Genomic DNA, 12937 nt, shown 5'->3' on the forward strand with positions numbered 1-12937 from the left:
CGACTCCGAGCGCAGCGTTCTTGACTACCGCCTGCAACGCTACGAACCGAGATGGTCCGACTGCTGCTGCTGGGCGACCTGCACCTGAGCACCACCGGACCACCGATCCCGCCGGCCGTCCCCGACCTGGAAACACTCGACGTCGACGCGGTGGTTTCGATCGGCGACGTTATCGACGACAACGCCGATCACGCCGACGGTCCGGAGGCCGGAGCGAGGTACGAGCGCCGCGGGCGGGCGTTCTTCGAGCGGTTGAACGGGCTCGGCGTTCCCGTCCTGGCCGTTCCGGGGAACCACGACCCGATCGCGTGTACGCGCCGGCTCGCCGACGGGCTAGCGAACGTCGACGTGCTCCATCGCGCGGACCAGGACGACGCGTGGGCGGGAACAGCGACGGTCGAAGGAGTGCGTTTCGTCGGCTGGGGGTGCGAACAGTTCGATCTGACGCCCGCGTTCGCCTACGATGAGTATCCCGGGATCGTCGCCGACCTGGAGACGGCGGCGAGCCCACGGCGGGCCGCGACCCGGACCGCGACCGCGGTCGAATCGGTCGTCAGCCGGTTCCTCGACGGCCGGCTGGACGCCGAAGCAGCCGCCGCCGAACTCGGTGTCGAACCGGGCCGTCGATCGACGTGTGCCGACGAACTCGAGGCGCTCGCCGATGAGTTTGAAGAACTCAGAGAGCAGCTCGACGGCGGCTCGGCACCGACCGTGCTGCTCGCCCACGAATCGCCGTTCCACGTCGCGTTCGATTACCACCACGCCGCGGACGACACAGCGGGACAGCTCCACCGGGGGTCCATTCCGATCAAGATGGCCATCGCCGCCGCCGCGCCCGACGTCGTCTGCTGCGGACATATGCACCGCCGTGGACGGGACGTCGTCGAAACGACTGGGGGTCACGCCGACGTATACAACCCCGGTAGCCCCGGCGCGTCGATCGTCGAAATCGATGAGACGGGTGCGCTTCGCGTCGTCGACTGACCGAGACAGGCGTCGGCTGGACGTCGGAGTCGACAGCAGTTTTAATTGTGTCACCGCGAATCCCCAGGTATGCGACGCGATGCCGACCGTTTCCGCCGCGGATCACGCAACGGGACCGACCGTGGGGTGAGCGAGACGATCAGTTTCGTGCTCGTTTTCTCGCTGGTCATCGCGTCGGTCGGGACCGTCTACGCGGTCGGCGTCTCGGAACTCGAGGCGACCCGCGACGCGGAGCGCGTCGAGAACGCCCAGCGTGCCTTCGACGTCCTCGCGGACAACGTCCGCGACGTGATCGAGGGCGCGCCGAGCCGCGGGACCGAGGTGAAACTCGCCGACGCGACGGTGCGCTCGGTGGACGACGCCAGGATGAACGTGACGGTCGATCCGGCCGGGGAGGCGCCGCGGTTCTGGGAGTTCTCGTCGTCGCCGCTCGTCTACGACGCCGCCACCGGCGGGGAGATCAGACTCAGCCACGGTGCCGTGGTCCGCGACAGCGACCGGGGCGGCGCGTCGGTCGTTCGCGGGCCGCCGCTGATCGTCGACGACGACCGGGTGCACCTCACGCTGCTCAGGCAGGAACACGTCGGCTCCGCCGCGATCGGCGGGTCACAGACCGTCCGCATCCGGACCGCCGGCAGCAGAGCGCGCCGCTTCTACGACGCGGACGGCGTCGCGCACGACGTTCGGGTGAACGTCACGACTCCCTACACCGACGCGTGGGCGAGACAGTACGAATCGAGCGGGTTCGACTGCACGGAAGCCAGCGAACCGAGCGCGAACGCCTCCGGGCGGATCTCCTGTTCCGTCTCCGACGTCGACCGGGTGACCGTCGTCTGGATTCGGGTGACGACGTCGTTCGAGTGAACGGGCCGAACCTCGTTCGGTGCCGCTCAGACGACACTCAAACGGCGATTTGAGCCTTGCGCGGATATATGTCGGCAGAGAACAAATTCTCGGATATGACCCCCAACCGAGCAGCCGGGACGCGCCCGCCGAGTCCGACCGGCCCCGAAGCCCCGGACGAACGAAACGGAGCGGTCCGAAGCGAAGACCTGCACGTCCGAAGCTACGCCCACGACGTCGGTTACGACCTGGAGATCGAAGTCGTCGACGACGACGGGTCGGTGGCGTTCCGCGACCGGTACTACCTCCAGCCGGGCGCGGCGAAGAGCGAGGTGAACGTCGTTCCGGACGGCGAGTACGAGGTGCGGGCGGTGCTGGACGGCGATAGCGAGACCGCCCGTCGCTGTCGGATCGGCTCCGACCTCGCGGAGACGGCAGTCGTCGAGGTGGGGAACGGAATCCTCAGTCTCACCGAAGGACTTCAGTTCCGGTAGGTCCGAACGAAGCGACGGTCCGAGTCCCACCTCGTAATCAGTATCAGTCCAACGCCACCGTCACGTTGTTCTCCGTGACGTGGAGGTAGGTGATGTAGGAGCCGTCCTCGATCGTATCGTAGCGGAGCACGCCGCCGGAGTCGGCCACGTCGATCCGAGCGGTCCCGCTGTTGCCCGGCCCGTGGTGGACGCGGAGTTTGAAATCCGGCCCGAACATCGCGAGGTAGTGCCGCGTGAGGATCCGGAGGTTCTGGTCGTCGCCGTAGTCGTAGGTGGTGTTCTCGCCGTCGTCGCCGTCGTGCGCGAACGTCGTCGGGTTCGGATCCGGGCCGTCGTCGAGGGCGTCCCAGTCGATCGCGGTGTCCTCGTCGACGCTGCTCGACCCGTAGGTGAGATCCTGCGCAGTGCTCGTGAAGTCGATCTGAATCACCGGATTACCGTCCTCGCAGGCGAGTTGGACCGGTCCGGAGATCGAAGAGATGTCGTCGTCCGTCCACCGGTGAACCCCCTCCGACGTCGACTCGTCGTGGTAGTAGACGTCCATCCGCAGGTCCACGTCGTCGGGGCCGTTCTTGCAGTAGTTTCCGATCCCGGTCGGGAGCGCGACGGCCGCCTCGTAGGCTCTGTCACCCTCCTCGACGTAGAACGAGACGTAGAGGTTGTTAGCCGTGCCGCCGCCGTTTCCGTTGCCGTTCCCGTTCCCGATCTTGATCGAGGTTTCGAAGTCGGTCACCGAATGGTCCCCAGCGACGCCGCGGACCTGAACGCTCCCGTCCTTCTCGGGGAGCGGGAACGCGCCGACGATGCTCGTGGTTTCGAGGACGACCGTCGCGGTCCGTTCGTCGTCGTCGACGGAGACGTTGCCGGTCGTCCGGGTTCGGAAGTAGTCGGCCCAGCCCTCGTAGTACCGGCTGTGGACCGTGACGGAGGCGGTCCCGTTTCTGACGGGGTTTTCGTACGGTTCGGCCGTCGCGTCGTAGGTGTCGGACTCGTTGGGGAACACCCGGGTTAACTCGTCGGAGCGGCGGATCGTCGCCGTCGTGTCGCCGCTCGCGGCGTCCGTCGAACGGATGCGGAGCACGGGCAGCGTCAGCGTCGTCCCGCGGTAGTGGAACTCCGGCGGCGACACCATCGACGTCCCGCCGTTCCCCTGTCGCCAGACGCCGCCGCCCTGATACGCGACCGTCGTTCCGCTGCGTCGGTACGAGACGGAACCGAGCGAGGCGTTGTAGATCTCCTCGGTCTCGCCGTCGGTGTAGTTCGCGTGCTCGATCCGGAGCCACCCGCTCTCGGATTCGACGGCGTAGTCACCGTCGCCGCGGCCGAGGCGGACGGTCTGGACGGAGCCCTCTCCGAGTCCGACGACCGCGGTCCGGGCGTCGAGCATCGTCATCGCGTGCTCGGCTCGGTCGATCGACGTCTGCTCCTGGACGTCGGCCAGCGCCGACGACCCGAGCCCGACGACCACGCCCGCACCGGTGATCGTCAGCGCCAAGAGTAAGACCAGTCCGATGTTCGACGACTGCGCGCGATTCGTCATACTCGTATCCCCCCAGTCGACCGCGACAGCGACAGCCGCCCCGACGGGTCGCCGTCGGCCACGACGAGCGTGTCCGTCCCCCCGACTGTGTCGAGTTCGACGACGACCCAGCCGCCGTTCACGGACGTTTCGGTCATCGGTTCGAGCGTCGAGACGGTAAGTGTGACGCTCACGCCGGAGCCCGCAGACCGGAGGGTGAGTTCGTATCGCCCCGGCTGTGAGCCGGGGGCCGAGAGTTCGGTGACCTCGACGCGGTAGGACTCGCCGGCGACCCGTCGCGGGAGGTCGACGCCGACGCGGACGCCGGGGTCGGCGGCCGTCCGAGCGAGTCGGTCGGCGTCGTCGATGCCGGCGGCGAGTTGCTCGGCGACGACCGCCAGTTCCTCGCGGACGACCTGGTCGCGCTGGTTCTCGACGTACGTGCCGGCCCCGATGAGGAGCCCCGAGATCAGGACGGCGGTGATGCTCAACGCGATGACGTAGTTGACAGTGATCGAGACCGCGCGGTCGGATCCGGGGGCGTCCGCGGCGCGTCCGCGCGTCCGACCGCCGCCGCGTCCGCGGCCCGTCGCCCCCTCGCGCCGGCTCATTCCGGTCGCACCTCGATTCCGGCCTCGTAGTCGAGATCCGACGTGCGGTAGGTGACCTCGAACGTCGCGGCGTAGATCGCCGGCGTGGCGTACGGCTCCCCCGAGCCCGGCGTCGAGAGCGCCGCGCCGTTCGCGGCGTCCTCGTCGAGGACCATCGTGTACGTGCCGCCGGCCATATCGCCGTTGACGTACTCGATTTCGGTGTCGTCGTCGACGTCGATCACGGTCTCCAGTTCGGCGTAGGGCGTCCCGTCGACCGATCCGTTGGAGACGTCGATCGCGACCGTGCCGTCGGCACCCGGGTCGAACGAGCGGGACGACAGCTCCGTGCCGTCGTCGACGACCCGGATCTCCGCGTCACCGCCGTTCTCGTACACGTAGAGGCTCCGCGTCGCCCCGTCGGAAGTGACGTTCACGTGGAAGGCGTCGGACGGGCCGGCCGCGAGCGCCGACTCCTCGACAGAAAATCGCATCGAGCGGACGCCCGAGAGTTCGGCGTCGGCGGCGACGGTCCAGTTCGCGTCGCCGCCGGCGCTGGTGAACTCCCGTGAGGCGTCGTCCTGCCCGATTCGCGTCCCGTTCGTGACGTTCGCCACCTCGACCGCCGCGAGGTCGCCGGCGACGGCTCTGTGGTGGCTCGCCAGGCCGTCCCACCGCGCGACCGTCGCGCGGAACGCCGCGTTCAGTTCGGCGTGGTCGGTGTTGTTCCGGTAGTTCACCGATCGAATGGCCTCCACGCCGGCCGCGCGGGAGTCGGAGACGTACTCGACAGCCGGGGCCGCGTCGACGCCGGCGTCTCGTGTCGCCAGGTTCCCGGTGTAGATGGCGGTGTTCAGCAGGAGCGCGAGCGCGACGAAGAGCACCGCGAGCGCGAGCGCGCCGACGAGGAGGAGTTGGCCGCGGTCGCGGTCGGCGGCGGGTCGCACGCGTGAGCGTTGGCCGCGGTCGCGGTCGACGGCACGTCGCACGCGTGAGCGCCGCTCGAATCGGGGGGCGGTCGCACCCGCGTTTTCGTCGCCGACCGAATCCGAGTCGGCGTGCGATCTCACATCCGCCATACGACGAGCTCCACCTCCACGACCGAGTACAGCGCCTGGTCGGCGTCCTGGTCGTCGACGACGTACGAGGCGTTTTCGAGCGTCGTCGCCGACGGCGACTCGTCCGGTTCCCGCAGCCGGTCGTCGTCCGAGAGCGTCACGAGCCGGCGCGCCGTCGAGGCGTGATCGCTCGGGTCGCCGAGGTCGACGACGGGAACCCGCTGTCGATCGCCGTCGTCGTCGACGTAGTACAGCGTGAGGTCGAAGGCGATCCCCTGTTGGAGGAATGCCCGTTCGAGAACGCCCCCGAACGTCGTCGGCGGCGGGCCGCGGACGTAGCCGTCGCTCGTGGCCCCGTGCCAGTTACCCGCTGACTCGTTCCAGTACAGGAGCGTCGGCACGAGCGTCCCGTTCTCCTCGGCCGTCGCGAGGACGCCCTCGGCGACGGCCCCCTGCTGGTTCTCGATGTGCTGACTGGACGTGCTGCCGGTCAGCGGCGTCACGGCCGTCACCTGCAGGGCGAAGACGAGACTGGAGACGAGGATCATCGCGGCGGTGATCGCCTCCAGCGTGTGGGCCTGGCCGCGGTCCATCACCACACCCTCACGAGCAGCCGGTACGGGTCGCCGTCGATCGAGACGACGCGCCGCGCCGAGGTGACGGATCGCGTCTCGGGGAGCGGCGGGCCGGCCGTGAGCCGCGTCCCGTCGAGCTGTTCGACACCGCCGCCCGCACCGAGGGTCCTGATCGAAACGTTGGCGTTTCGCGTCCCATCGAGCGCGAACATCCCCCTCGTCGTCGTCGCGCTCGTGTCGAACCGACACGTCGAGAGCGCGGGTCCGTCGCCCTGCAACTGCGCGAAGAACCCCTCCGTGCACGTGCTGTTCAACACGTACGGGTCCGCGGGGTCGCCGAGGCGGTCAGCCGCGAGCGACGTCCCGATCCGGTCGGCCGTCTGCGGCCCCTCCGCGCTCTCGAACGGCGCGAACACCGTGGGGACGAACGCGACGACGAACGCGACGACGAGGAGGAACAGCCCGACGCCGATCGCGAAGTCGATCGTCGTCTGGGCGCGGTCGTCGCCGCCGTCGCGACCGCGATCGAACGGCGTTCGGGGGATTGAACCATCCGAGATGGCTCCCGTCTCGGCCGTCGCCGACGGCGACGCGTCCGCCGCGCTCGGCCGGGTCATCCCACCACCATCCAGACGAACAGCGCGACCGTCTGCAGGACGACGACGAACTTCACCCCCGAGACGATGTCGGCGTCGCGGATGTAGCCGCTGATGAACCCCGACAGCGCCGCCTGCAGCGTCACGGCGTGGAAGAACAGCACCGACAGCACGTCGGTGTCGACGCCGCCGCCGAAGCTCAGTCCCTGCCCGGAGAGTTCGCTGCCGCCCGACGATCCGGCCTGTGCGGACAGCCCGGACATCACGTCGAGGAACTGCGTCTTCAGGATCGCCATCACGCCGAGCAGCGTCAGGTACGTCATCAGGATGATCGCCACCTGCATCCGGGTGCGGGACTTGCGCTCGCGCTCGATGTCGTCCTGGTTCTCGGAGGCCTGCGCCGCGGTCGTCAGGACTTCGGTGATCTGGCTGGAGGCCTCCTGGGCCTTCGAGATGAGCTTGACAGTCCGCGCGAGCCGCGGGATGTGGTACTTGTTGTTGAACTCCACGAGCGCGCTGCGGAGGCTCATCCCGTAGTTCACCTTCGCGTGCATCACCTCGAACTCCTCGGCGAGTTTGCCCGAAGAGGTCGACGCCACCGTCTCGACCGATTCCAGCAGCGTCTGTCCCGTGTCGTTCGCACTGGAGAGCTTCCGGAGGTTGTCGGAGAGCTTCCCGACGACCGCGTTCCGCGAGCGGACGTTCCAGGTGTGAAACGCCGCGAGCGGGATACCGACGATGTACACCGGCACGTACCACCAGACGAACGTCCCCCAGACGGGATTGTCGAGCATCCCCTGCCAGGCCAACGGCGCGGCACCGTTGGCGACCGCGACGGCGAGGAGTGCACCCGCGGCCGGGACCGTCAGCAGCAGGGAAAACAGCGGGTGATCGCGGAAGAACAGGTGCGGCTGTCGAAGCAGTTGGCCAGTCTTGTATGTCCCCTCCCGCGAGCGGATCCGCTCGAAGATCCGGAACTCGCCGACGAAGCTCTCGATCAGCCCCATGTGGATCAGGCCCTCGCGGTTGACCTGTTGGAGTCGGTCGGAACTGTTCGAGGGCTGGAGGTACCCGTCGCCGGGTTCGTCCTGCTTGACCGTCGAGACGAGCACGAGGAAGGCCACGCCGGTCAGCGGCACCAGCCCGTAGACCGTGGCGTACAGCAGTTGCTCTTGGGCCTGCCCGAGCATACTCATAATGACGAGGATGATGATGAGAAGCAGCGGGAACAAAGACAGCGTCATATACATCTCGCCGAACAGTTCCAGGGTTTCGAGGACCGTCTCCTGCTCCTGTTTCGCCGTCCGGAGGTGCTTTTCCTTCTTGTCGTCGAGGAACTGCTCCATATCGCCGCCGGAGTTGACGATCGAGAGCATATCCGTCAGGAACTGCGAGAGTTCCTCGGAGGGCGTGGTCATCGCCTGATCGCGAATGGCGTTCCGGTAGTCGGTCCCGAAGTACTCCGTCTCGCGGACGATGCTCTGGAACTCCTTGGCCACCTCGCCGTAGGTGTCGTCGGCCCGCCCCATCGCCTCTAAGATCTCCAGTTGGTTCAACCCGCCCACCGAGAGCGCGTACATAAACGAGATAGCGTCGGGCAGCAGCATATTGATCTCGCGCTTCCGGCCGGAGGCCGTCGAGTACGGGACCGCGACGAGACTCCCGAAGCCGAGGCCGAACCCGATCGCGCCGAAGACGACGCCGGAGACGAGCGTGACCGCCGGGATGGTGAGCGCATTCAGCGCCTCGGCCGTCGCGGCGTCCGGGGTCGGCAGCCCGATGCTGATCGCGTCGGGCGAGACGAGACCGAGTTCGAAGATGCCCCAGGCGAGGAGCGTCCCGAGGAGCCAGAGGACGCCGCCGGCGATGACGCCGATCGCGATCGCCCGTGAGAGGTACAGTTCCACCGTCGCCGACATCCGCGCCTGTTCGAGTTTCGTCCCGACGTCGGCGACGAAGTCGCCGTCCTCGTCGAAGAGGAACTGAAAGACCGGGTAGAACGCGTCGCCGAGGGCGTCGGTGCTCCGGTCGAGTCCGTCCCCGTCGGCCTCCCCGACGTCCAGGCTCATCGGTCCGTCCCCGTCGGTTCGTCGTCGGGGTCTTCGTCCTCGTCGTCGACCCCCTCGACGTCCCCGAAGTCCCAGGCCTCGTCGGGGTCTGTGTCGTCTGCGGTCTCTCCCTCCGTCGAGGTGTCTGTGTCGTCCCTGATCTCGGGATCTTCGGATGTGTCAGTCGCGTCTGCGGTCGCGGCGTCCGCCGAGAAGTCGGTCTCGTCTGTGACCTCGGCGTGCTCGGTCGGTTCGGCCTCTCCAACGGGGTCGCCCTCGGCCGCGTCGTCACTCTCGAACGGCCCATCATCATCGGACGCGTCGTCGCCCTCGAACGCCTCGTCACTCTCGAACGCGTCCCCTCCGTTCCCCGCCTGCTCCGAATCGTCGGCGGGGTCCTGGCCGCCCCCGGTCGCGATGGCGTCAGTTGCGGGGTCCCCGCCCTCGCCCGCCGTCGGGTCGTCGTCTTCCGCCGGTTCAGCGCTGCTCGCCGGGTCGTCGTCCGCGGGTTCCAACAGGTCCTCGATTCCGAGTTCCCCGCCGGAGCCGCCGGCGACCTCCGACTCGTCGCCCCCGTCGCCGCTCCCGGTGTCGGCCTCGAAGGGCGCGTCCCGCCGTTCCGAGCCGTCGCCCAGCGCGGGGGTGTTAGTGTCGTCGCCGAACGCCGGCGTGTCCGCGTCATCGTCGAGTTCGGGCGTGTCGGTGTCGTCGTCGAGCGCCGGCGTCTCCGACGCGTCGTCGAGTTCCGGGGCCCCCGTCCGCTCGTCGAGGGCGTCGAGTTCCGGGGCCCCCGTCCGCTCGTCGAGGGCGTCGAGTTCCGGATGTTCCCCGCCGGCGGCGGTGACGTCCGGCGCGGACTCGACGTCGAGGAGGGCGTCCGCGACGTCGACGTCTTCGAGGTCGCGATAGTCCGGCCACAGCTCCTCCTCGGCGCGGGCGAGGATTTCCGCACAGAGGTCGCGGATCTCCTCGCCGGGGCTGGGTCGCGGGACCATCTCCTCCTTCTCGGGGTCGACGTTGATCTGCACGGACTCCATCTCCCGGAGGTCTTCGAGGCTGCGTTCGAGGTCGTCCCGGGCCATCAGCGCGAGGATCGTCTCCTGATCGTTGATGAACGCCTGGAGGGTCGCGGCGACCTGCGAGTAGGTGTTGAGACCGCGATCGATCAGATACGCCAGTACGACGCGGCGCTTGAACAGTTCCTCGTCGAGTCGCTCCCTGGACCACCCGCGGTCGAACCGGACGTCTTCGAGGGTGTTCGACGAGCCCATCTTGAGGAACTCGTCGCCCTCGGCCTGCCACTGGTAGACGTCCTGGACGTTGATCTCGTCGTTCTCGGCGTCGTAGTGGTTGATTTCTGTCAACGACTTGTTCCGCCGGACCTTGTCACCCTGCACGCGGGTCGAGGTCTGCACCGAGACGAGATCCAGCGCCGTGAACATCGTCTTTGAGACGTTAATCGGGTCGGTGGTGAAGCGCTTGAGCACCTCGCCGACGCTGTCGGCGTGGAACGTCGTGTACGTGGTGTGGCCGGTCGACATCACCTGGAAGAGCGTCCGCCCCTCCTCGCCGCGAATCTCGCCCATCACGATGTAGTCGGGGCGCTGCCGCAGCGCGGCTTCCAGCAGGTCGAACTCGTCGACGTCGCCGCGGTCGTCGTCGCTGAACGACGGGCGGGTGACGGAGGCGACCCAGTTGCGCTGTGGCAGTTCGACCTCGCGGGTGTCCTCGATCGAGACGATCTTCGAGTTCGAGGGGATGAAGAGCGAGACGGCGTTCAGCGAGGTCGTCTTGCCCGATGCCGTCCCGCCCGCGAAGATGAGGCTCTTGTCGTTCTCGATGCAGAGCCAGAGAAACGCCATCTCCTCTAAGGAGAAGGTCTTCCAGTTCACGAGGTCGATCGGGGTGAACGGAACGTCCTTGAACTGCCGGATCGTGTAGTTCGTCCCGTGGTCGGAGACCTCCCGACCGAGAGTCAACTGCGCCCGCGACCCGTCCGGCAGGGTGGCGTCGACCTGCGGTCGGCGCTTCGAGATGCCCTTGCCCGAGCGCTGGGCGAGTTTGACGACGAAGTCGTCGAGCTCCTCCTCGCCGTGGTAGACGTTCGAGATGATCTGCTCGTAGTCGGAGTGGTAGACGAACACCGGCGAGTTGTAGCCGTCGCAGGAGATGTCCTCGACGTTGACGTCGTGTTTGATCCCGTCGATCCGCTCGTAGCCGATGAAGTCCCGGCGGAGGACGTACAGGAGTTTCTCGACCTGGTAGTCGTTCAGTTCGGTCGGATCTTCCTCCAGTACCGCCGACTCGGGTCGCGCGGCGATGCCGTCGAGCGAGGGGTCTTCGGCCGCCCGGTCCGAGGAGGCGAACAGCCCGTCGAGCCGGCCGCCGAGCGATCCCTCGGTCAGGCCCAGCGAGCGCGCCACCGACGCCAGCGAGCGCTTCGATGAGGAGTCAGTCGGTGCGTCGCCGTCGCTCCCGCCGCCGAAGTCGAGATCCAGATCGAACTGCGAGAGGAGCCCACCCGATTCGGCGGCGTCGCCGTTCCGGGCGGCGAGCGTCGAGAGCCCCGCCTCCCGCGGGAGATCCGGGACCGCGTAGAGGTTGTAGCGTTCGAGCAGTTCCAGCGACTGCTGCTCGATGACCCGCCGGCGCGTGTCGGGGGCGTCGCCGACGACGCTCTCGTCGTCGTACTTGATCGCCGTCCGGAGCTTTCCGGTCAGGAACTCCGCGAGGTCCGCCTCGATCCGGTTCTGGTGCGGTTCGATCACGTAGTACTTCTTCTCGTTCTCCTTCGTCGAGTGGAAGATGATGACGAACGAGTGCGGTTCGTTGACCCAGTAGCGCTCGACCTCCCGGAAGTGGGTCTTCTTCTCCATCGGGACCGCCTTCTCGAGGTCGTAGCGGTTGACGACCGTCGTCGCCCCGCGCGCGTCGCTGAAGAAGGCGTCCTCGTCGAACTCGGGGTCCACGTCGACCGTCCGCTCGTCGACGATGGCAGCGAGTTCGTCGGCGCGCTGCCCGCCGCGGGCGAGCGCGTTCTCGACGACGTCGGGATCGAACCCCAACGCTTCCGCGGGGTCGAACCGCTCGATCTCGCCCTCTGCGTCGCGCGGCCGCGACCCGTCCTCCTCGTAGTAGTACTCGCGCTTGTAGTGCTCCCAGAGCCACACGTCCTTGACGACGGGCGTCGTCTCGGGATCGCAGAACGCCTCGAACTCCGCGGAGATCCGGACGGCTTCGGCGGCCGCGTCCGTCACTTCCCCGCCGACGTCGACCGGATGGAACCCGAGGTACGCCTCGGGGTCGATGCTCACGTCGTCCCAGTCTTCGCGGGTGGGCGTCGGAATCTCGACGCCGTCGTCCCAGCGTTCGTTCTCCGCGTCGGAGCCGTCTTCGTACTCTCTGGGGTCGAGGCCGCCGTAGAGCGTCTCGACGTCGCCCTCGACGCCGTACTCGTCGAGAAAGTCGGCCCAGGTGTACTCGTCGACGGCGACGCGCGGGCCGTCGATGCTCGGTGCTGCGCCCGCGTCGGGATCCGCCGAATCAGCGCCGTCGGGACCGCCCGAGGCCGCCCCGTGGCGCTGCTCCGAAGCGTCGGTTCCGTCCCCCGTTGCAGGCTGTGCGTCCGATCCCGCCGCCGGTCGATCCGCGTCGTCGGCCGGTCGGAGCCCCCCAGCCCCGTCCGCCGACGCCTCGCTCGAATCCCCGGCAGCCCGATCGACGGAGTCCCCCTCGAGGGTCGACGGGGAGTTCTCCCCGTCGCCCTCCAACGCGTCGTCGCCGTCCCGGTCGGGGTCGGCGGCCGACGCGTCGTCGTCGGTTGCCATCGTTCACGCGTCGTCGGCGCCACGGAAAAAGACTTCTCCCCGATTATCAGAGAAATTATTTCGAGACGCGGCTGAAAAAATGTGGGCTGGTTGTGATTTCCGGTCGTCGTGGCTAGAACAGAAACATCGCGAGGAAGCCGTAGAGGGCCCCGAAGAGGAACATCGCGGCGAAGAGGACGGCGAACCACGTTCGACCGTTCGCTGGGAGGTCCGGAACCTCGGAGGGATAATACGGCGAGAGGGGATTTGACGGCTTCTCGTCACTTCGTGACATCACGTCCGAATTTCTCCCGGCAGTGAAATCAAATTTCCGCCGCCTCGGACCCGACCCGACGCGTCGATATCGCTATCACGAGCGGTATTTTGCCCGGATGTTTTATGTGAACAGTTTCGGTAAGGTGGC

The 12937-nt window shown here is 67.7% G+C and carries 11 protein-coding genes; 3 read left to right on the forward strand and 8 right to left on the reverse strand.

Translation table 11 applies throughout. The features are described from left to right. The first annotated feature begins 51 nt into the window (after positions 1 to 51). The 3 genes from NO360_RS13160 to NO360_RS13170 all read left to right on the forward strand — a co-directional run bounded on the left by NO360_RS13160 (position 52) and on the right by NO360_RS13170 (position 2321). Positions 52 to 984, forward strand: a complete 933-nt coding sequence (locus NO360_RS13160; protein ID WP_256308262.1) for a metallophosphoesterase family protein — start codon at positions 52 to 54, stop codon at positions 982 to 984. Between the two features lie 69 nt (positions 985 to 1053). Then, positions 1054 to 1848, forward strand: a complete 795-nt coding sequence (locus NO360_RS13165; protein ID WP_256308263.1) for a DUF7289 family protein — start codon at positions 1054 to 1056, stop codon at positions 1846 to 1848. A 95-nt stretch (positions 1849 to 1943) separates the two neighbouring features. After that, a complete protein-coding gene (locus NO360_RS13170; RefSeq protein WP_256308264.1) occupies positions 1944 to 2321 on the forward strand; it encodes an Ig-like domain-containing protein in 378 nt (125 codons plus the stop codon). Positions 2322 to 2364: 43 nt separating this feature from the next. On the opposite strand, the gene NO360_RS13175 is transcribed toward NO360_RS13170, so the two are convergent. The 8 genes from NO360_RS13175 to NO360_RS13210 form a co-directional block, all read right to left on the reverse strand. Next, positions 2365 to 3861: a DUF7289 family protein gene (locus NO360_RS13175; RefSeq protein WP_256308265.1), complete on the reverse strand. Its 1497-nt coding sequence runs from the start codon at positions 3859 to 3861 to the stop codon at positions 2365 to 2367. Further along, the gene (locus tag NO360_RS13180; RefSeq protein WP_256308266.1) at positions 3858 to 4451 is read right to left on the reverse strand and encodes a DUF7266 family protein; all 594 of its coding nucleotides are present in this window, start codon (positions 4449 to 4451) and stop codon (positions 3858 to 3860) included. The genes NO360_RS13175 and NO360_RS13180 overlap by 4 nt, the downstream gene beginning before the upstream one ends. Then, complete coding sequence (locus NO360_RS13185; RefSeq protein WP_256308267.1) at positions 4448 to 5509, reverse strand: DUF7261 family protein; 1062 nt, start codon at positions 5507 to 5509, stop codon at positions 4448 to 4450. Before NO360_RS13185 ends, NO360_RS13180 begins: the two co-directional genes overlap by 4 nt. After that, complete coding sequence (locus tag NO360_RS13190; RefSeq protein WP_256308268.1) at positions 5497 to 6081, reverse strand: DUF7288 family protein; 585 nt, start codon at positions 6079 to 6081, stop codon at positions 5497 to 5499. Before NO360_RS13190 ends, NO360_RS13185 begins: the two co-directional genes overlap by 13 nt. Then, positions 6081 to 6680 (reverse strand): DUF7287 family protein, encoded by a 600-nt coding sequence (locus NO360_RS13195; RefSeq protein WP_256308269.1) that lies wholly within the window; start codon positions 6678 to 6680, stop codon positions 6081 to 6083. Before NO360_RS13195 ends, NO360_RS13190 begins: the two co-directional genes overlap by 1 nt. Then, positions 6677 to 8728 carry a type II secretion system F family protein gene (locus NO360_RS13200; protein ID WP_256308270.1) on the reverse strand — a complete coding sequence of 684 codons (2052 nt, stop codon included), beginning with the start codon at positions 8726 to 8728 and terminating at the stop codon, positions 6677 to 6679. Before NO360_RS13200 ends, NO360_RS13195 begins: the two co-directional genes overlap by 4 nt. Continuing rightward, on the reverse strand, positions 8725 to 12534 hold the full coding sequence (locus NO360_RS13205) for an ATPase, T2SS/T4P/T4SS family (protein WP_256308271.1): 3810 nt from the start codon (positions 12532 to 12534) through the stop codon (positions 8725 to 8727). The genes NO360_RS13200 and NO360_RS13205 overlap by 4 nt, the downstream gene beginning before the upstream one ends. A 112-nt stretch (positions 12535 to 12646) precedes the next feature. Beyond that, a complete protein-coding gene (locus NO360_RS13210; RefSeq protein ID WP_256308272.1) occupies positions 12647 to 12808 on the reverse strand; it encodes a hypothetical protein in 162 nt (53 codons plus the stop codon). Positions 12809 to 12937: the final 129 nt, after the last annotated feature.

It is taken from the genome of Halobellus litoreus, from assembly GCF_024464595.1.
GTDB lineage: Archaea > Halobacteriota > Halobacteria > Halobacteriales > Haloferacaceae > Haloquadratum > Haloquadratum litoreum.

Excerpts from the sequence above, each read along its gene's own strand:
- NO360_RS13190 (WP_256308268.1), bottom strand. The coding sequence starts at position 6,081 with ATGGACCGCGGCCAGGCCCACACGCTGGAGGCGATCACCGCCGCGATG.
- NO360_RS13160 (WP_256308262.1), top strand. The coding sequence starts at position 52 with ATGGTCCGACTGCTGCTGCTGGGCGACCTGCACCTGAGCACCACCGGA.
- NO360_RS13165 (WP_256308263.1), top strand. The coding sequence starts at position 1,054 with ATGCGACGCGATGCCGACCGTTTCCGCCGCGGATCACGCAACGGGACC.
- NO360_RS13210 (WP_256308272.1), bottom strand. The coding sequence starts at position 12,808 with ATGTCACGAAGTGACGAGAAGCCGTCAAATCCCCTCTCGCCGTATTAT.
- NO360_RS13185 (WP_256308267.1), bottom strand. The coding sequence starts at position 5,509 with ATGGCGGATGTGAGATCGCACGCCGACTCGGATTCGGTCGGCGACGAA.
- NO360_RS13180 (WP_256308266.1), bottom strand. The coding sequence starts at position 4,451 with ATGAGCCGGCGCGAGGGGGCGACGGGCCGCGGACGCGGCGGCGGTCGG.
- NO360_RS13200 (WP_256308270.1), bottom strand. The coding sequence starts at position 8,728 with ATGAGCCTGGACGTCGGGGAGGCCGACGGGGACGGACTCGACCGGAGC.
- NO360_RS13205 (WP_256308271.1), bottom strand. The coding sequence starts at position 12,534 with ATGGCAACCGACGACGACGCGTCGGCCGCCGACCCCGACCGGGACGGC.
- NO360_RS13195 (WP_256308269.1), bottom strand. The coding sequence starts at position 6,680 with ATGACCCGGCCGAGCGCGGCGGACGCGTCGCCGTCGGCGACGGCCGAG.
- NO360_RS13170 (WP_256308264.1), top strand. The coding sequence starts at position 1,944 with ATGACCCCCAACCGAGCAGCCGGGACGCGCCCGCCGAGTCCGACCGGC.
- NO360_RS13175 (WP_256308265.1), bottom strand. The coding sequence starts at position 3,861 with ATGACGAATCGCGCGCAGTCGTCGAACATCGGACTGGTCTTACTCTTG.